Below are 18,545 nucleotides of genomic sequence, written 5' to 3'. Positions count from 1 at the left end.
GACCACTTTAGATCGTTGAATTAACCTAAACCAAAACCACAAAATTTATGAAATCAGTATCTACTATTATCGGTGTTGCCCTGTTATTCTTGGCTACATTTTGTTTTTTTATCCATTGGCATGCGCTTGTTCCCGCTTTTACAGTATTAGGGATTGCAATGATTACGCGAAAAGCCTTGGAGCCTTTGATTATAGGTTGTGCCATTGGATTTGCTTTGTTGGCACAACATGGTGGATCTGAAGAATATTTTCCAGAAGGAAAAGGAATGATTTTTCCATTGAATATGTTCGATGGTATGTTTACTTCTATTGCCAGAGATGCACATGATCAAGGATTAATCTGGGTAATCTTAGTTTGTATATTATATGGAGCATTTGTTCAATTATTGAATGTTTCAGGAGGAATCAAGGCAGTGGCAAGATATTCTGAGAATCATGTAAAAAATAAAAAGCAATCTTTGATAATGACTTATTTCTTAAGCTTTTTCTTTTTCTTGGACGATTATTTGAGTGCTTTGTCAGTAGGGAATACCATGAGACCCATAACGGATAAATTTGGTGTTTCCAGAGAGAAATTAGCATTAGTGTTGACAACGGTTTGTGTGCCCTTTACTATTATTTTTCCTATTTCGACTTGGACCATATTTTATGGAACACAGATTGTAGCAATTGATGGAGGTGTTTTAGATGCTGCGGGTGTGGCTATTACGAATCCAATTCAGGCTTTCCTGGGGACTATCCCTTATAATTTCTCGGCTTGGATTTCATTAATCATGGGTGGTTTAATTGTGTTTCAATTAATTCCGGACTCTAAAGCCATTAAAGAAGCAGAAGCTAATGTAAAACCAATCGAAGAAGCGGTAATTAAAGTAGCTAAACCCAATGCAAAACAAGGTAAATTAATCTATTTCATACTTCCTATTTTGGTTTTAATATGGTGTACTGTTTTTCCTTACCCGTTTGATATGGATTATTGGGGAAGTTTCGCTTTTTCATCCGAATATATATTTGGTAGTATCGATGCATTGCGTGGTATTGTTACAGCGGTAGTGTTTACATACCTATATTTTTTACTTTTTAAAGTGATAAAATTCAATAAAATATCAAAACATTTTGTGTTGGGATTGGAAACGATAACATTCGTATTAACCGTTTTGGGATTTACTTATTTGTTAAAAGATGTTCAAAATGCATTAGGATTTAATGAGTTTGTGGTCGAAAAACTACAAGGTATTAGTTGGTTGAATAGTGTGACCTTTCCTTTTATTGTTTTTGCTTTGGTAGCATGGATTTGCTGGGCAACAGGTTCAAACTGGGGAATCTATGCGATTCTGGTTCCTACAACAGCATTGATGTCACATACATTGGGAGCCAATTTTTGGTTGAGCCAAGGAGCATTGGCTTCAGGAACAGTTTGGGGAGCGGCTGCCTGTTTCTTCTCAGACAATCGAGTACTAACCGCACAATCTTGTAAAGTAGATATGATGCAACATGGTATTTCGCAATTTCCATATCAATTGGCAATATTTGTGGCTTCTTCAGTGTTGTATTTGATTGCAGGTTTTGTTATGTAAATGAAAGTGATATGATTCATAAAGATGTATTGTTTAATGAATTTCTAATTCGAAATGCAACTCCAGAAGATGCAGTTCAGATGGAGTATGTTCAAAAACAATGTTATCCTACTTTGGATCCAACCGAGTTATTAAACAGGAATCATTTTGTAAATCATATTAAAGTTTTTCCAGAAGGTCAAATTGTGTTGGAAAGAGATGGCGTTATTGTTGGTTCTGCCAGTACATTTCGGTCTCATTTTCCAACACAAGAAGCCACATTTCTTGAGTCATCGGATAATTTATGGATTACCAATGCCCATATTCCAGATGGAGAGTGGATGTATGGAATAGATATGGGGATTTTGCCTGAATATCGAGGTTTAGGACTGTCGACAGAAATGTATTTGGTTCGGCAAGAAATTTGCAAAAAATTAGGGTTAAAAGGACAACTCATTGCAGGAATGACTATTGGCTACGGAAAAGTGAAGTATAAAATGACTATAGAAGAATATTGTTATGCCTTAGAAATAAAAAAATTCACGGATCCTACAGTAACTCCGCAAAAAAAAGCAGGCTTTCGATGGATAAAACCATTATACAATCATATCAATGATCCCGAAGCTGGTTTTGCTTGTATATTAATGTATTATCCAGTTGATGAAAATTATAAATTGAATAGATTCTAAGTTGCTAAGAATTTAAATATCCTATAATCTAAAAAATATGATTGCTAAAAAGATTTTGAATGACACTTTTTTGATACGAAATGCAAAAGTTGAGGATGCCATTCAAATGGAATACGTGCAATCGAGATGTTATCCAACATTGCACGAGTCTGAAATATTAGATAGAAATCATTTTGCCAATCATATAAAGGTTTTTCCCGAGGGGCAAATTGTTGTAGAAAAGGATGGAATTATTGTGGCTTCGGCAAGTTCTTTTAGATGTGATTTTCCAGAACATGATAGTACTTTTCTGGAAGAGACCGATAATTTATGGATTACCAATGTACAAATTCCAAATGGTGATTGGATGTACGGAATAGATATGGGGGTTTTACCAGAATACAGAGGTTTAGGACTCTCAAAAGAAATGTACAAAGCCCGAAATGAAGTGTGCGCAGCATTAGGGTTGAAAGGACAAATAATTGCAGGAATGACAATTGGTTACGGAAAAGTAAAAGATCAAATGACAATCGAAGAATATTGCAAAAAGGTTATGAACAACGAAATAATAGATCCTACCATTACGCCACAACGAAGCGCAGGTTTTCGGTGGATTCGGCCTTTATACAATTACATAAATGATCCTGAATCGGGATTTGGAAGTATATTAATGTATAAGCCAGTTGACGAAAATTATTATTTATAGCAATTAAAAGAATAAAGAGTAAAAAGCAAAAAAAAAAAAAAATAAAATGGGAACTCAAATTAAAAAAGTATCAGAAATTCCTGGTCCAAAAAGCAAAGTAATATTAGCAAGAAGAGCTGCAGCATTACCAGCAGGTCTAGGTAAATCTACCGAAGTGGTGGTTGAAAAGGCTGAAGGTGCCTTAGTGTGGGATGTAGATGGGAATCAATTGATTGATTTTGCAGGTGGAATCGGAATGGTAAATTTAGGTCATAGACCACAAGTGGTGATTGATGCTGTAAAAGATCAGTTGGACAAATACATTCATCCAGGTGCTCTTGTTACAACATTTGAACCGTATTTGGAATTTGCAGAATTGCTAAACGAAATTACGCCAGGTGATTTCCCCAAAAAGACTTTGTTGGCAAATTCAGGTTCTGAGGCTGTAGAAAATGCAGTAGCTATTGCAAGATATTATACAAAAAGACCGGCAGTAATTTGTTTTGAAGGAGCCTATCACGGTCGTACCATGCTTACCTTAAGTTTGACTAGTAAATATGGTTTATTCAAAAAAGGTTTTGGAAGCTATGCTCAAGATATTTATCGTTTTCACTCTCCAAATGTGTATAGAAGACCAAATTCTATGACAGAAGAAGAATATATTGATTTTTGCATCGAACGTTTTGATCAAAATTTAATTTCTCATGTTGATCCATCTGCAGTTGCGGCAATTATCATTGAGCCTGTTCAAGGGGAAGGTGGTTTTATTCCGGTGCCAAAACGTTTCTTAGAAAAAATCAGAAAAGTGTGTGATGAACATGGTATCGTTTTTATTGCCGATGAGGTTCAAGCAGGAGCGGGTAGAACAGGAAAATTCCTTTCTATTGAGCATTCTGGTGTAGTTCCGGATATTGTTACGATGGCAAAATCAATTGGGTCTGGATTGCCAATATCTGCCATTACTGGAAAAGCAGAAATCATGGATGCACCGCATTTGGGTGGAATTGGAGGAACATACAGTGGAAGTCCAATTGCAGTTGTAGGTGCTTTGGCAACGGTAAAAGAAATTATCAAACCAGAATTTTTGGATCGTGCAACGCATGTTGGTAAAGTAATTACGGACAGAATCAATGCCATGAAAGAGAAATTTTCGATAATTGGCGAAGTTCGTGGACTTGGAGCTATGCTTGTGGTAGAGTTTGTAAAAGACAGAACAACCAAAGAACCGGATATGGATTTTGCAATGGCTGTAATCAAAAAGTCGGTTGCCAACGGTTTGATTTTAATTAGAGCTGGATTGTATACCAACTGTATTCGTTTCTTGCCTCCAATTGTAATTACAGATGAACAATTGAATGAAGGTCTTGATGTAATTGAAGCCGCTATTCAAGACGTATTGAACGAAAGAGGATAGGTTATAGATAGCAGAATTTAGATTGCAGAAGACAGTCTCAGTCTGCCTTCTGTTATCTGAAATCTGTTACCTTAAATTTTAAAATTAAACAATGAATTTCCAATTAATACATAATGCCAACATCATTACTATGGATCCCGCTTTCGCAAAAGCAGATTCCATAGTAATTAATGATTTGGGAAAAATTGAAGCCATTGGTACAGCAGCCAAACTTCGAAATCAATTTGGTTCTTTTGAGAAAGAAATTGATTTTCAAGGGAAAACTATAGTTCCAGGACTCAACGACGCGCATATTCATGTTTGGAAAATTGGACATCTTCGCACCTATATGCTGGATGTTCGAGGCGTAAAATCGATAGTCGAATTCAAACAAAAGCTTAAAGATTTTGCTGCCAAAAATCCAAACTCGGAGTGGATTATGGCTCGCGGAATCAATGAAATGGTACTCGAAGAAAAGCGTTTACCTACCAAAGAAGATTTGGATGAAATCATTTTGGACCGACCTGTTTTTGTCATAAGAACTTGTGCCCATATTGGTATTGCCAATTCCAAAGCGATGGAGATTTCGGGAGTGAGTGAAGCTACCGAAGTGCCTTTTGGAGGTGAAATTCGCAAAAATCAAGACGGCAGTTTGCAGGGAATTTTTACCGAAAGAGCTTTGGGTTTAATTATGAATAATATTCCGCCTTTTACTTTCGAGGAATATAAAAATATGATTCTGGAAGCGCATGACTATTTGTTAAGTCTCGGAATCACGAGCGCTACAGATCCTGCGGCCAACGAAGAATTGCTTGCGGCCTATATTCAATTGGATCAAGAAGGTTTACTCAAAGTGAGAATGAATGTTTTTCCGCTTCGAATTCCAGACGGAAGCGATGAAATTCAAGTTTTGCCGGAACAATATGAATCGGAGTTTTTACAGATAAAAACCGTGAAATTCTTTTCGGATGGCGGATTGAGTTCGGCTACGGCGGCCTTGAATGTTCCTTATAAAAACACCAATGGCTACAAAGGCGTGTTGCGATTGGATTATGATAAATTTTATACCACGGCCAAAGAAGCGGTTGACAAAGGTTTCTCTGTAGCAACGCATGCCATAGGTCATCAAGCAGTCGATTTGACTTTGAAAGTGTATAGTGATTTGTTCAAAATCGATCCTACTTTAAGACACAGAATCGAACATGTTGGGTTTTTATCCCAAGAAAATATAAATGATTTCAAACGAATGAATATGACTGCTGCCATGCAACCCATATTTATTTATGAATTGGCTAATAATTTCAAAAGCACATTAACCGATGAATTATTAGATGTGGTTTATCCCTGCAAAACGGTTTTGGACAATGGGATCAATTTAGCTTTATCGACAGATGGACCAGTTGTAAAAGAAATAAACCCTTGGGTAAACATTGAAACGGCGATTACTCGAAAAGCGGCTGATGGTTCTGTCATCGGCGAAAGCCAAAAGATTACATTGCAACAAGCATTATACGCCTATACTCAAGGTAGCGCGGTTGCCGATAATTTGGAAAACGTAAAAGGAAGCTTATCTGTTGGCAAATTTGCCGATTTTATTGTTTTAAATAAAAATCCTTTCGAGATAGAAGATGTTTCTAATGTTGAAACACTGGAGACATGGGTTTCTGGGAAATTAACACACAAAAAATAACTTTATTTTTGAAAATAAAACAAAAAAATTGATTTTTATTGTAAATAAATTAATTACATTTGACTTGTTATTAAAATTTTACAAAAATTAGCTAAAGATGAGTGTATTAGATGATGAATTGGATTTTCAAATATTGACATTATTGCAAAAAGATGGTAGAATGTCATTTACCGAAATTTCAAAGGAAATTAATGTTGCTGTAAGTACAATAAGGCACCGTTATATCAACTTGGTTGAAGATGGAACGTTGAAAATTATAGGCAGAATTGATCCTAATAAAATTGGATTTAATGCTTACGCGAGTATTTTGATTTCGGTCAAGCCAAAAACGTTTATGAATTCTATTTTCGAACAATTGGCAAAATTACCTGAGATTAGTTTTTTAGCATCTGTTTCGGGTGATTTTGATATAGAAGCGAATGTAATGTGCCGAGATATGGAACATTTGAATGAATTAATTGGAGACAAAATACATGTTTTGGAAGGGGTTTTTGACACCAAAACCAACATGTATATGAAAATATACAAATTTGCCCAGCCCGATTTAGAATTAGCAAAATTATCAAGCAAACAAAATGAATAATACAGACAAATTATACGAAAGAAGAAAGAAAAGTGTTCCAAACGCTTTGGGTATTTTTAATCCATCCAGTATTCAATCAGCCAAAGGAGCCATAATAATTGATGCAGACGGTAGAGAACTGATAGATTTTGCGGGTGGAATTGGTGTAAATAATGTTGGACATGGCGTTCCTGAAATTATTGAAGCTATTCAAAAACAAGCCGAAAAATTTATTCATGCTTCCTTTAATGTTTCTGTTTACGAACAATATTTGGATTTGACTGAAAAATTATGTGAAATACTACCTCACGGAGAATCAACAAAAGCAATGCTTACTTTGTCTGGTGCAGAATCAGTAGAGAATGCTATCAAAATTGCTCGTGCGGTTACCGGAAAATCGGGTGTAATCTGTTATGATGGGTCTTTTCATGGTCGTACCATGATGGCGATGACTTTGACATCCAACGTGAAATACAAAGAAGGAGCTGGACCTTATGCTCCCGAAGTATATCGTTTGGAATATCCATATTACAAGCCGAGCATGATCGGCAGAATGACTCAAGATGAGTTTGATGATTTGATGATTATGAAGTTGCATAAAACTTTTTCGTCAACCGTTTCCATCAGTCAGACTGCTGCAATTATTCTTGAATTAGTTCAAGGTGAAGGCGGTTTTACAGTGGCTTCCAAAAAATATGTTCAATATTTACGTAAATTCTGTACCGAAAATAATATCTGTCTGATTTTTGATGAGGTGCAATCCGGTTTTGGGCGTACCGGAAAATGGGCGGCTTATGAACATTATGATGTAACACCGGATTTGTCTACTTGGGCAAAATCGATGGGTGGTGGAATGCCGATTGGTGCTGTAATTGGTAAACAAGAAATTATGGATGCCATAAAACCAGGACTTATTGGCGGTACCTATTTAGGAGGCCCGTTGAGTTGTGTGGCGTCATTGGCAAGTATCAATTACATGCAAAAAAATGACATCAATGCTGCCGGTAAAAAAGTCGGTAAAATTGTTCATGATAAATTCAAACACATACAAGCCTTATATCCGGAAACCATTACTGATGTTCGCGGACTAGGTGCGATGTTAGCTATAGAATTCACCAATCCAAAAACTGGAATTCCAGATGGTGTGGCCACAAAAGCAATTGTGGATAAATGTTTGGCCAATGGATTGATTGTGATTACTTCTGGAACCTACGGAAATTGTATTAGAATTTTAAGCCCGTTGTTTATCGAAGACGAAGTGTTGCACAGAGGTTTAATGATTTTGGAAGAAGCGATAGAAGAGGTTCTGAAGTAAAATAATCTTTGTCAAAGTTCTAAACTTTGACGAAGATATCTTAAAAGAAAAAAAATGAGAAAGCAATATATAAATGGAGAATGGTGCGACGCAATAGACGGCGCAAAATGGGATTTGCAAAGTCCATCGACGGAAGAAATAGTGGATGAAGTTCCTTTCGGTAATGCTGCCGATTGTAGTTTGGCCATTGATGCTGCCGATACCGCTTTCAAAGGATGGAAAAACACTACTCCTTATTTTAGAGCAGAGTTTCTAAAAAAAGCGGCCAACTATATGAGGGAAAATGCGGAGGCTTTCGCCAAAGAAACTGCTTTAGAAACTGGGAAACCAATGCTGGAAGCAAGGGGCGAATGGCAAGTTTCTGCCAACCTTTTCGAATGGTATGCCGAAGAAGGAAAACGCAGCTACGGAAGGGTAATTCCTTCGAGCAGAATTGACAAACGTTCGATGGTCATTTATCAGCCATTGGGTGTTGTTGGAGTGATTACGGCATGGAATTTCCCAGCTTATAATCCAGCAAGAGCTGTAGCTGCTGCATTGGCGGCGGGTTGTACGGTTGTAATGCGCGGTTCAGAATTTACGCCATTATCGAGTTTTAATATGGCAAAAGCCTTGCACGAAGCGGGAATACCAAAAGGAGTTTTTAATTTAATCAATACCGAACCGGTTTCCACAGGAACGGAAATGATTGAAAACCCTTTGTTGAAAAAAATAAGCTTTACAGGAAGTACCCGTGTTGGGAAAATATTAATGGATGGTGCTTCAAAAACATCTACCAAATTGTCATTGGAATTGGGAGGAAACGCCCCTGTGATTATTGATAAAGATGTTGATGTAGAATCGATTGCGCATCAGGCTTTGGTTGCCAAATTAAGAAATTGTGGCCAAGTTTGTGTTTCGCCACAACGTTTTTATGTGCACTCCAGTATTTTCAATCAGTTTGTTGCTGTTGTAAAAGAGGATATTTCGAAACTAAAAACTGGAATCAATGGTGGAGATATTGATTTTGTGGGACCACTGATTAATAAAATACAGCAAAACCATTCTTTGGCTATGCTCGAAAAAGCAAAAAGTGAAGGAGCAATTGTTCATATTGGTGGTGAAAAATCAGAGAAAGGATTTTTCGTACATCCAGCTTTAATTGAAGCAAGACAAACTCAAGCATTTATCAAAACGGAAGTATTTGGACCATTGATGATTGTAATTCCTTTTGATACCCAAGAAGAAGTTATTGAATGGGCAAATGATACGGAATATGGTTTGGCTTCATACGTTTTTACCAATCACATTAAAAATGCAAATGTGTATGCCGAAAACCTTGAATTCGGGATGGTAGGTATCAACGAATGGGCGGCACACGGAACCGAATTGCCTTTTGTTGGAATAAAAAGCAGTGGAATTGGTCACGAATCAGGATCCGAAGGATTGAAAGAATATTTGGAAATGAAATTGATTAGTTACGGTAATATGTGCTAATACATTTCAAATTCCAATTTTAAACTTAATACTTTATCAAATGAAAAAAGAAATTTTAGGCAAATACATTTTACAGACTGCTACACCAGAATATGCAAAGCAAGAAGCAGAACTTCAAAAAATTGTTTTTCCAACTTTGTCAGCTGAAGAATTGATGACAGAAGAGCAATATTTGAGACATATGGAAATTTTTCCTGAAGGTCAAATGATTGTTTTAGATGGAGATAGAGTAATTGCTGCTACTACAACTTTACAGCAAAATTATCACAAAGGACACCATACTTTTCTCGAAATATCGGATAATTTATGGTTAGGAACACATGACCCAAAAGCAGAATGGCTGTACGGACTTGACGTTTCGGTGCATCCTGATTATCAGGGAAAAGGAATTGGAAGACAAATTTATAATGCGCGTCAAGATGTAGCAAAAGAATTGGGATGTTTGGGGCAAATGACTGCTGGAATGCCAATTGGATATGATAAAGTAAAATACCAAATGACTATTGCAGAATATTGTGACAAATTAATAAAAGGAGAAATAATAGATCCAACCGTTACGGCTCAAACCAAATGCGGATTCATTCTAGTCGAGCCTTTATTTGATTATTTAGACGATCCAAGAAGCGGGAATTGTTCGGTTTTGATGTATTGGCCTATTGATCCAGCTACTAAATTAAGCGAACATCATTAATAAGAAAGTGTTCAGTTTTTAGTATGCAGAAAAAAGAGAATTTAATGTTTTAAACTACTTCTAAACATATAGACCTTCTAAACTATTATAACCAACCAAAAAACCAAACCAAATGAAAAAAATCGCATTATCATTACTAGTAATTATAAGCTTATTCTCAAGCTGTGGCAAAAAAGCTGAAGAAACTAAGACGGGAACAGTTGATTTAGAAGCATTAAAAGGTTCTACTTTAAATATCCTGGCTTGGGAAGGATATGCTGATGCTTCTTTTACCAAAGAGTTTGAAGATAAATATGGAGTAACCATAAAAGGAACTTATTTTGGATCTTCAGATGAATTGGTTTCAAAATTACAAAGTGGCGGTGGCGCTAGTTATGATGTAATCACTCCTTCATCCGATGTGGCGGGTTATATCGTTTCTTCAGATTTGGCAGAACCTTTAGATTTAGAACAATTAACGGCTTGGAAATCGCTTTCTCCAGTTTTATCTGGAATGAAAGACGTTCAAAAAGACGGAAAAACATACGGTATGCCATTTACTTGGGGACCAGATTATTTAGTTTATAATGCCGATATTATCAAAGAAACTCCAACTTCATGGAATCTTTTCTTTGATCCAAAATACAAAGGAAAAATCGCAATGTATGATGATATTTCTTCTATTTATTTAGCAGCACAATTGCTAGGATATGACAAAAAAGATCAGTCGGTTTTATATAATTTAAGTGAAGAACAATTGCTTGCTTGTAAAGCAAAATTGGTAGAATTGAAACCTCAGGTTCGTAAAAACTGGGCTTCAGCAGGGGAATTGGATAATTTATTCAAAAACAAAGAAGTAGTTGCTGCTGTGGGATGGCCATTGACTCCAGCTAATTTGAACAAGCAAGGAATGAACATTAAAGCTGTTATTCCTACTGAAGGAGCAACAGGTTGGATTGACCGTTTGATGATTGTAAAAGGAGCCAAAAATAAACAATTGGCGCAATTATGGTTGGATTATGTTTCCCAACCAAAAGTGATGGCTCAAGTTGCTGAATTCACACAATATTATGTGTCAAATCCAGAAGCAAATGCATTATTATCTCCTGAAACTCAAAAATTAATGGATGTGGCAAGCATGGATAAAATGTTTAAAACCTTGAATTTTTGGCAACCTGTAAAAAACAGAAAAAGATACAACGAAATCTGGAGTGAAGTGAAAAACCAATAATTCCTTCTTCAAAAATATTTTAGGAATGAAAAAACAAGAACTATTTGCAGGATTAAAAATCGTCGAATTAGCGGGGGTTTTGGCTGGTCCTGCAGTAGGAATGTTTTTTGCCGAATTGGGTGCGACGGTTATAAAAGTCGAAAATCCTTCCAATAATGGAGATGTAACTCGAAGTTGGCTTTTAGAATCAGAGTCCAAGGAAAATCAATCCGGGTATTACAGTTCAGTGAACTATAATAAAACAGTTCTGTGGGCAGATTTAACTGTTGAAAAAGATCTTGAATTGGTCTTGAATGAGATTGCAGATGCGGATATTGTTATAGCCAATTTCAAACCTACCTCTTCAAAAAAATTGGGACTGGATTCGAAAACTTTAAGAGGTAAATTCCCTAAACTCATTTATGCACAAATAAGTGGTTATGGAGCCAATGACGAAACTCCCGCTTTTGATGTTGTATTGCAAGCAGAAGCTGGATTTATGTATATAAATGGCGAAAAAGAAGGTACAGCTGTCAAAATACCAATCGCCATTATCGATATTCTCGCCGCTCACCAACTTAAAGAAGCCATACTGATCGCATTGCTGAAAAGAAGCATTTCAAATCAAGGGGCTACTGTTCATGTATCATTATATAATGCCGCTTTAGCTACATTGGCCAATCAGGCAACAAATTATTTAATGGGTGGAATTGTTCCAGAAAGAATGGGGAGTTTACATCCAAATATTGCTCCTTATGGTGAAACGTTTTACACAAAAGATCATAAAGCAATTGTTCTTGCGGTTGGAAATGACAAACAGTTTGCATCGCTTTGTTCGTGTTTGAATATAAATGATTTACTGTCAGATGTTCGTTTTAGTTCAAATAGTTTGAGAGTCAAAAACAGAGCGCTTTTAAGTATTTTTTTGTCTAAAGCATTTTGTGAATTTCATAGTACGTTTTTACTTAAAGAATTAAAAAACAACAATGTTCCCTGTGGTGAAATTAGAAATATGGATGAAGTACTGAATTGTGAAAGTGCTCGAAAATTAATTTTAACAGAGGCACTTCCTAACGGGCAAATCACAAAAAGAATGGCAACTGCCATTTTTGATTTTGATTAAAAAAGTATAATTTTTTACAATGAAGAACTACGATAAATATGTATTAATTTTCCCACTATTGCTGTGGTTATTCCTGTTTTTAGTATTGCCTTATCTGTTCATTTTGACACAAAGTGTATTGGCAACAGATGATTTTGGAAAAGTAGTATATGATCTCAATTTTGATTCCTATATCAAGATTTTTACCAATCCATTGTATTACGAAACCTTGATTCGAACTTTTATTTATGCTATAATTGTTGCATTAGCTTGCATCTTATTGAGTTTGCCGCTGGCCTATTTTATTGCTTTTAAAGTAACCAAAAACAAATCGTTCTATTATACTTTAATCGTTCTGCCTTTTTGGATGTCCTATATTGTAAGGGCTTATGCATGGAAAGTAATTCTTGGCGAAAACGGAATTTTTAATTCCTCTTTAATCAACATGGGCATTATAGACAAACCATTGCGTTTTGTGTTGTATTCTGATTTCTCGGTAATTCTCTGTTTGATTTACATCTTTTTGCCTTTCGTTTGCATACCAATTTATACTTCGTTCGAACAAATTTCAAAATCCTTGGTGGAAGCTAGTAAAGATTTAGGTGCTAATTCTTGGGTAACTTTTAGAAAAGTAATTTTCCCTTTAATCTTACCTGGAGTTATTTCGGGTGGGACATTAGCATTGGTGCTTACGCTTGGAGATTTCTTGGCAGCGTCGCTTTTAGGAGGTCCCAATACATTGTTTATTTCGAGTATTGTTCAAAATTTATTTGGAACATCCAATGACAAACCTCTTGGATCAGCAGTTGGAGTAGTTTTACTCATTTTGGTTTTTATAGTACTGGAACTTTCCTCTCGATATGAGAAAAAACACGAAACACAATAATCATGAAAAAAATAAGAGCATTTATAATTTCCTTTTCAGCCTTTTCGGTGCTGTGGTTTTTGTATTTCCCGATATTCATTATTATATGGTTTTCATTCAATAAAGAATCGGTAAGTTCATTTCCAATTGAACATTATTCGTTGGATTGGTACATAAAATTATTTCACAATCAATCAATGATTAATGCTGTCGAGGTCAGTTTTATAATAGCAATATCAAGTACGCTCGCCGCTTTAATAATTGGAATACCGTCTGCTTATGCGCTACACAAATACAATTATTTTGGTAAAAACTTTTTGCTAAAATTAATTTTACTTCCCATTACACTTCCTGGAATTGTGACGGGAGTTGCCATGTTGAGTCTTTTTCCTTTAATGGGAATTCCATTGTCATTGAAAGCCGTTTTTATTGGACATACCACTTTTTTAATTGCCATTATGATTACACAGATTTTGGCTCGATTCAAAAAATTAGACCCGTATTTGGAAATGGCAGCTTTTGATTTGGGAGCCAGTCCATTACAAGCGTTTTTTAAAGTGATTTTGCCCAATATAAAAACAGCCATTATTGGCGCCGTTTTATTGTCATTGGTATTATCAATGGATGAAATACCCGTTACTTTTTTCTTGATTTCAAGAGAAAATACATTACCAATAGAAATTTATGGAATGATGCGTCGGGGGATTACACCCGAAGTAAATGCTGTGGCGACTTTGGTATTTTTAATATCGTCTGCAGCCATTTTTATTTCGTTAAAATTTAATAAAGAGAATTAAAAATGAAGGAAATCTCAAATTTAACCTCGGATTCAACTATTGAAGTTAATATTAGAACATTGCAAAAAGAAGAAATCGAAGTTTTTAAAAAAATGAATCTTCAATTTTATAAAGAAATAGATTTTGACTACAATGTAGATGAATATGATGAGATAGTATCTGACTTTTTGACTAAAGGAGAAATAATTGTCGCTGTTGTTTCCAATAAAATTATTGGATTTGTTACGTATGTTGTAACTAATGCAATTTATGCAAAAGGTAATTTTGGTGTTGTCAATGAATTGTATATCGTGCCTGATTTTCGTTCAAAAAAACTAGGACAGAAATTGATTGATTATGTTCTTACTATAGCTAAAAAAGAGGGTTGGAAAAGAATAGAACTCGATACGCCAAGACCTGACGTTGCTGAAAAAGCGTTGAATTTTTATCTAAATGAAGGTTTTGTAACTTCTGGTTTTAGAATGAAAAAAGTTATTAATAAGTAGGTTGTATTTAGATTTATACAAGGATTTAGGGTCCTTAAATTACATTAAAATGAGTAAATTAGAATTAAAAGGAATCAGTAAATCATACGGAAGTTCGCTTATCGTAAACAATTTGGATTTAGAAATCCAAGATGGAGAATTTTTGACCATTTTGGGACCAAGTGGTTGCGGAAAAACAACAACGTTGCGCATGATTGCAGGTTTCGAAACTCCCGACAATGGACAAGTTTTACTCAATAAACAAGACATTTCACAATTACCTCCATATAAAAGGAACGTAAATACGGTTTTTCAAAATTATGCTTTGTTTCCACATCTTAATGTGGCCGAGAATATTGCTTTTGGTTTGCACCAAAAAAAATTAAGCAAAACCGAAACTAATAAACGGGTGGATGAAATGCTAGAATTGGTTCAAATGACGGCTTTCAAAACCAGAAAACCTTTTGAAATGTCAGGTGGACAACAGCAACGAGTTGCCATTGCCAGAGCGATTGCACCTGATCCCGAAATTTTATTATTGGATGAACCGCTAGGCGCATTGGATTTGAAATTAAGAAAACAAATGCAGTTCGAATTGAAACAGTTGCACAAGGATTTGAACAAGACTTTTGTATATGTAACGCACGATCAGGAAGAAGCCTTGACTATGTCGGATCGAATTGCAGTAATGAATCACGGAGTTATAGAGCAATTGTCAGACAGTCAAACTTTATATAACCATCCAAAAACCAAATTTGTTGCTGGATTTATTGGTGAGGCCAATTTGATTCCAGTGAATATTGCTAATAAAGAGACATTTACATTAGAGGATAAAACCTTTAATTTCAATCATGAAATAAGTGATAGTAAAGGGATATTATTCATTAGACCAGAGAATGTTTCGTTTGATACAATACATGATATTTCGCTTCAGGTTACTATCGAAGATGTCATTTTTGTGGGGAATCATAGAAAATACAAATTGGTAACTGCATCAGGTCAAAAAATAATTAAAACCGAAGATTCGTCAGTGGCGTTGACAAAAATTATAGGACAATCGGTCACTATTTATTTAGTGCCGAGTTTAATTCAGATTTATAATTAAGATAAAAGTTTGGTTGAAGTTTAAAACTTCTAACCTCTAACTTCTAACTTCTAACTTTAAAAATTATGTATAAAATGTATATCAACGGTGCTTTTGTGGATACGGCATCAGGCAAAACAAGAGCGATATTGAATCCTGCGACCAAGGCTATAATTGCTACAGTTCCAGAAGCGCAAATTGAAGATGTAAATGCTGCTGTAAATGCTGCAAGAGCTGCTTTTGATGGCGAGGAATGGAAAAGCAAGACGGCACAAGACCGTCAAAAAATATTGTTTGCAATTGCGGGAAAAATTAGAGACAATTTTGAAGCATTTGTAAAATTAGAAGTTGAAAATAATGGCAAACCCATTCGTGAAGCCGAATTTGATATTGATGATGCAGCATCTTGTTTTGAGTTTTATGCAGGATTAGCCACAAAAATTCACGGAGAAACGATGAGTGTTCCAGGAAATTCATTTAGTTATGTAACTCGCGAGGCCATTGGGGTTTGTGCTCAAATTATACCTTGGAATTTTCCGTTCCTGATGTGTGCCTGGAAACTAGGGCCAGCGATTGCAGCAGGAAATACAGTTGTTTTAAAACCATCCGAAGTGACACCTTTGACGGCTTTGTTTTTGGCTCAATTAATAGCCGAATTGGATATTCCAAAAGGAGTAATCAATATTGTAACAGGCGATGGACCCATTGCTGGAAACGCACTAATAAGCAATACCAAAATTGATAAAATTGCTTTTACAGGAGGAACTTCAACGGGAAAATACATTGGCAAAATCGCTGCCGAAAATCTCAAAAAAGTTACTTTAGAATTGGGCGGGAAAAATCCAGTAGTCATTTTTGACGATTGCAAAATGGACTTGGCTATTGATTGGGGATTGTTTGCGGCTTTCGCCAATAGCGGACAGGTGTGTACAGCAGGTTCTCGAATTTTGATTCAAGACACCATTTACGACGAATTTGTAAAACAGTTTGTAGCCAGAGCCAAAAATATAAAAGTGGGTGATGGAAGTGATGCCGAAAATACGATGGGACCAATTGTATCTCAAGCCCATTTTGATAAAATCAAAGGGTATATCGAAGTAGGAAAAGGGGAAGCAAAATTAGCTTTTGGAGGCAATACAGATGACAGTAAAGGGTTTTTTATAGAGCCAACTATTTTTACAGATGTCACTCCAAATATGCGAATCGCTAGAGAAGAAATTTTTGGTCCCGTAGTAGCATTATTAAAGTTTTCCACCGAAGAAGAAGCTATTGCAATGGCCAATGATACAGAATATGGCTTGGGCTACGGCTTGTTCACGCAAGATGTAACGCGTGTACATCGGGTAATGCCAAAGATTAGAGCAGGAATCGGATGGGTCAATTTTTATCATCCTACTTTCAATGAAATGCCTTGGGGTGGTTACAAACAATCGGGAACTGGCAGAGAATTGGGATTGTATGGTATCGAAAATTACCTCGAAGTAAAACAAGTCAACATCAATCTGGATACAGATCCTGTGGGATGGTATTAGAAAGTAAGCAGTAACCTGTTTTTAGTATTCAGCTGAACAACTTTAAACTTTAAAAAAAACACACAATGATATTCAAATCTATAAATCCGTTTACACAAGCAGTTATCGCGGAGCATGAAGTATTAACCAATGCGCAATTGACTCAAAAACTGCAATTATCGGAATCGGCTTTCAAGAATTGGCGCACTACCACTTTTCAAGAAAGAGCCGATAAAATGAAAAAACTAGCCGATATATTAAGAGCCAACAAAGACGAATTGGGATTGCTGATTACCAATGAAATGGGCAAAACATTGTCAGAAGGTATTGCCGAAGTCGATAAATCAGCAGGGAATTGTGATTTCTATGCGGAGAATGCGGAAAGAATGCTGAAAGATGAATATTACGATACACCGTTCAAAAGTATGTCGGTTTATGATCCATCGGGTGCTGTTTTTGCGATTATGCCTTGGAATTATCCTTTTTGGCAAGTGTTGCGTTATGCTGCACCGGCAATTATGGGTGGAAATGTGACACTTTTAAAACACGCACCAAATGTTATTGGTTGTGCCAAAGCCATAGAAAATGCTTTCTTGGAAGCGGGTTTTCCAGAAGGTGTTTTTCAACAAATAAACATTGATATTCCACAAGTAGAAAGTGTTATTGCTTCAGATATTGTGTCTGGAATTACCTTGACAGGCAGTGAAATGGCAGGTTCTTCTGTAGCGGCATTAGCTGGAAAGCATATCAAAAAATCGGTAATGGAATTGGGAGGTTCGGATGCTTTTATTGTATTGAATGACGCCGATTTGGAAAAGGCTGCAACTGTGGCTACTCAATCCAGAATGTTAAACGCTGGTCAGGCGTGTATTTGCGCCAAACGTTTTATTGTTACCGAAAAAGTTGCGGATGAATTTGCTGCTTTGTTTGCTCAAAAAGTAAGTGCGCTGCAACAAGGAAATCCTTTGCAAAGCGGAATCAATATGGGGCCTTTGGCAAGAATTGATTTGGCCGAAAAATTAAGTTACCAATTGGAGCATTCTCTAAAACAAGGTGCGAAAATTTTGGTTGGAGGAGAGCGGGAGCATTGCAATTTTCAACCCACATTAATTGATTTTGTGGATGCTAATAATATCGCTTTTCAGGAAGAAACTTTTGGGCCATTGGCTACAATTATTAGAGCTAAAGATGAAAATGATGCGATTGCGATTGCCAATAATCATCGATATGGTTTGGCTTCGGCAATTTGGACAGAAGACAGGGAGAATGCCTATAAATTGGCCAGAAAAATAGAAGCAGGTAATGTTTTTGTTAATTCTTTAGTGCGCTCTGATTCTAGAATCCCTTTTGGAGGCATCAAAAAATCAGGTTACGGAAGAGAATTATCCGAAATAGGAATCAAAGAATTTATGAATATGAAATCAGTGATTATTGAATAGTTATTTCGGAAAGAAGGATGAAAATTCAATTGATTTAACGCTCTAAAATAAAAGTATTTAA

At 36.0% G+C, this 18,545-nt stretch carries 17 protein-coding genes; all 17 read left to right on the top strand.

Annotation, left to right across the window (positions count from 1 at the left end; genetic code table 11):
* Positions 1 to 47: 47 nt before the first annotated feature.
* Positions 48 to 1,574, top strand: a complete 1,527-nt coding sequence (locus KZH69_RS10210) for a Na+/H+ antiporter NhaC family protein (protein ID WP_219317338.1) — start codon at positions 48 to 50, stop codon at positions 1,572 to 1,574.
* A gap of 11 nt (positions 1,575 to 1,585) precedes the next feature.
* Positions 1,586 to 2,242: a GNAT family N-acetyltransferase gene (locus KZH69_RS10205; RefSeq protein WP_219317337.1), complete on the top strand. Its 657-nt coding sequence runs from the start codon at positions 1,586 to 1,588 to the stop codon at positions 2,240 to 2,242.
* Between the two features lie 37 nt (positions 2,243 to 2,279).
* Entirely contained in the window at positions 2,280 to 2,927 is a 648-nt protein-coding gene (locus KZH69_RS10200; protein WP_219317336.1) for a GNAT family N-acetyltransferase, read from the top strand.
* Between the two features lie 46 nt (positions 2,928 to 2,973).
* Entirely contained in the window at positions 2,974 to 4,320 is a 1,347-nt protein-coding gene (gene gabT, locus KZH69_RS10195; protein ID WP_219317335.1) for a 4-aminobutyrate--2-oxoglutarate transaminase, read from the top strand.
* Positions 4,321 to 4,411: 91 nt separating this feature from the next.
* On the top strand, positions 4,412 to 5,989 hold the full coding sequence (locus tag KZH69_RS10190; RefSeq protein WP_219317334.1) for an amidohydrolase: 1,578 nt from the start codon (positions 4,412 to 4,414) through the stop codon (positions 5,987 to 5,989).
* Positions 5,990 to 6,086: 97 nt separating this feature from the next.
* A complete protein-coding gene (locus KZH69_RS10185; protein WP_219317333.1) occupies positions 6,087 to 6,572 on the top strand; it encodes an Lrp/AsnC family transcriptional regulator in 486 nt (161 codons plus the stop codon).
* Positions 6,565 to 7,866, top strand: coding sequence for an aspartate aminotransferase family protein (locus KZH69_RS10180; RefSeq protein WP_219317332.1), 1,302 nt, complete (start codon positions 6,565 to 6,567; stop codon positions 7,864 to 7,866). The genes KZH69_RS10185 and KZH69_RS10180 overlap by 8 nt, the downstream gene beginning before the upstream one ends.
* A 54-nt stretch (positions 7,867 to 7,920) precedes the next feature.
* Positions 7,921 to 9,342: an NAD-dependent succinate-semialdehyde dehydrogenase gene (locus KZH69_RS10175; RefSeq protein WP_219317331.1), complete on the top strand. Its 1,422-nt coding sequence runs from the start codon at positions 7,921 to 7,923 to the stop codon at positions 9,340 to 9,342.
* Positions 9,343 to 9,382: 40 nt separating this feature from the next.
* Positions 9,383 to 10,033 (top strand): GNAT family N-acetyltransferase, encoded by a 651-nt coding sequence (locus tag KZH69_RS10170; RefSeq protein ID WP_219317330.1) that lies wholly within the window; start codon positions 9,383 to 9,385, stop codon positions 10,031 to 10,033.
* 112 nt (positions 10,034 to 10,145) lie between these two features.
* Positions 10,146 to 11,243 carry an ABC transporter substrate-binding protein gene (locus KZH69_RS10165; RefSeq protein ID WP_219317329.1) on the top strand — a complete coding sequence of 366 codons (1,098 nt, stop codon included), beginning with the start codon at positions 10,146 to 10,148 and terminating at the stop codon, positions 11,241 to 11,243.
* A gap of 25 nt (positions 11,244 to 11,268) precedes the next feature.
* Positions 11,269 to 12,345 carry a CaiB/BaiF CoA transferase family protein gene (locus KZH69_RS10160; RefSeq protein ID WP_219317328.1) on the top strand — a complete coding sequence of 359 codons (1,077 nt, stop codon included), beginning with the start codon at positions 11,269 to 11,271 and terminating at the stop codon, positions 12,343 to 12,345.
* A 19-nt stretch (positions 12,346 to 12,364) separates the two neighbouring features.
* Positions 12,365 to 13,210, top strand: coding sequence for an ABC transporter permease (locus KZH69_RS10155; protein ID WP_219317327.1), 846 nt, complete (start codon positions 12,365 to 12,367; stop codon positions 13,208 to 13,210).
* A 2-nt stretch (positions 13,211 to 13,212) separates the two neighbouring features.
* Positions 13,213 to 13,986 (top strand): ABC transporter permease, encoded by a 774-nt coding sequence (locus tag KZH69_RS10150; RefSeq protein WP_219317326.1) that lies wholly within the window; start codon positions 13,213 to 13,215, stop codon positions 13,984 to 13,986.
* A 2-nt stretch (positions 13,987 to 13,988) separates the two neighbouring features.
* Positions 13,989 to 14,471, top strand: a complete 483-nt coding sequence (locus tag KZH69_RS10145) for a GNAT family N-acetyltransferase (RefSeq protein ID WP_219317325.1) — start codon at positions 13,989 to 13,991, stop codon at positions 14,469 to 14,471.
* A gap of 49 nt (positions 14,472 to 14,520) precedes the next feature.
* Positions 14,521 to 15,555 carry an ABC transporter ATP-binding protein gene (locus KZH69_RS10140; RefSeq protein WP_219317324.1) on the top strand — a complete coding sequence of 345 codons (1,035 nt, stop codon included), beginning with the start codon at positions 14,521 to 14,523 and terminating at the stop codon, positions 15,553 to 15,555.
* A gap of 65 nt (positions 15,556 to 15,620) precedes the next feature.
* On the top strand, positions 15,621 to 17,066 hold the full coding sequence (locus tag KZH69_RS10135; RefSeq protein ID WP_219317323.1) for an aldehyde dehydrogenase family protein: 1,446 nt from the start codon (positions 15,621 to 15,623) through the stop codon (positions 17,064 to 17,066).
* Between the two features lie 65 nt (positions 17,067 to 17,131).
* Positions 17,132 to 18,484, top strand: coding sequence for an NAD-dependent succinate-semialdehyde dehydrogenase (locus tag KZH69_RS10130; RefSeq protein WP_219317322.1), 1,353 nt, complete (start codon positions 17,132 to 17,134; stop codon positions 18,482 to 18,484).
* Positions 18,485 to 18,545: the final 61 nt, after the last annotated feature.

The organism is Flavobacterium taihuense (assembly GCF_019351435.1).
GTDB classification, from domain to species: Bacteria; Bacteroidota; Bacteroidia; order Flavobacteriales; family Flavobacteriaceae; genus Flavobacterium; species Flavobacterium taihuense.
This window is presented reverse-complemented; position numbering and strand designations above follow the sequence as displayed.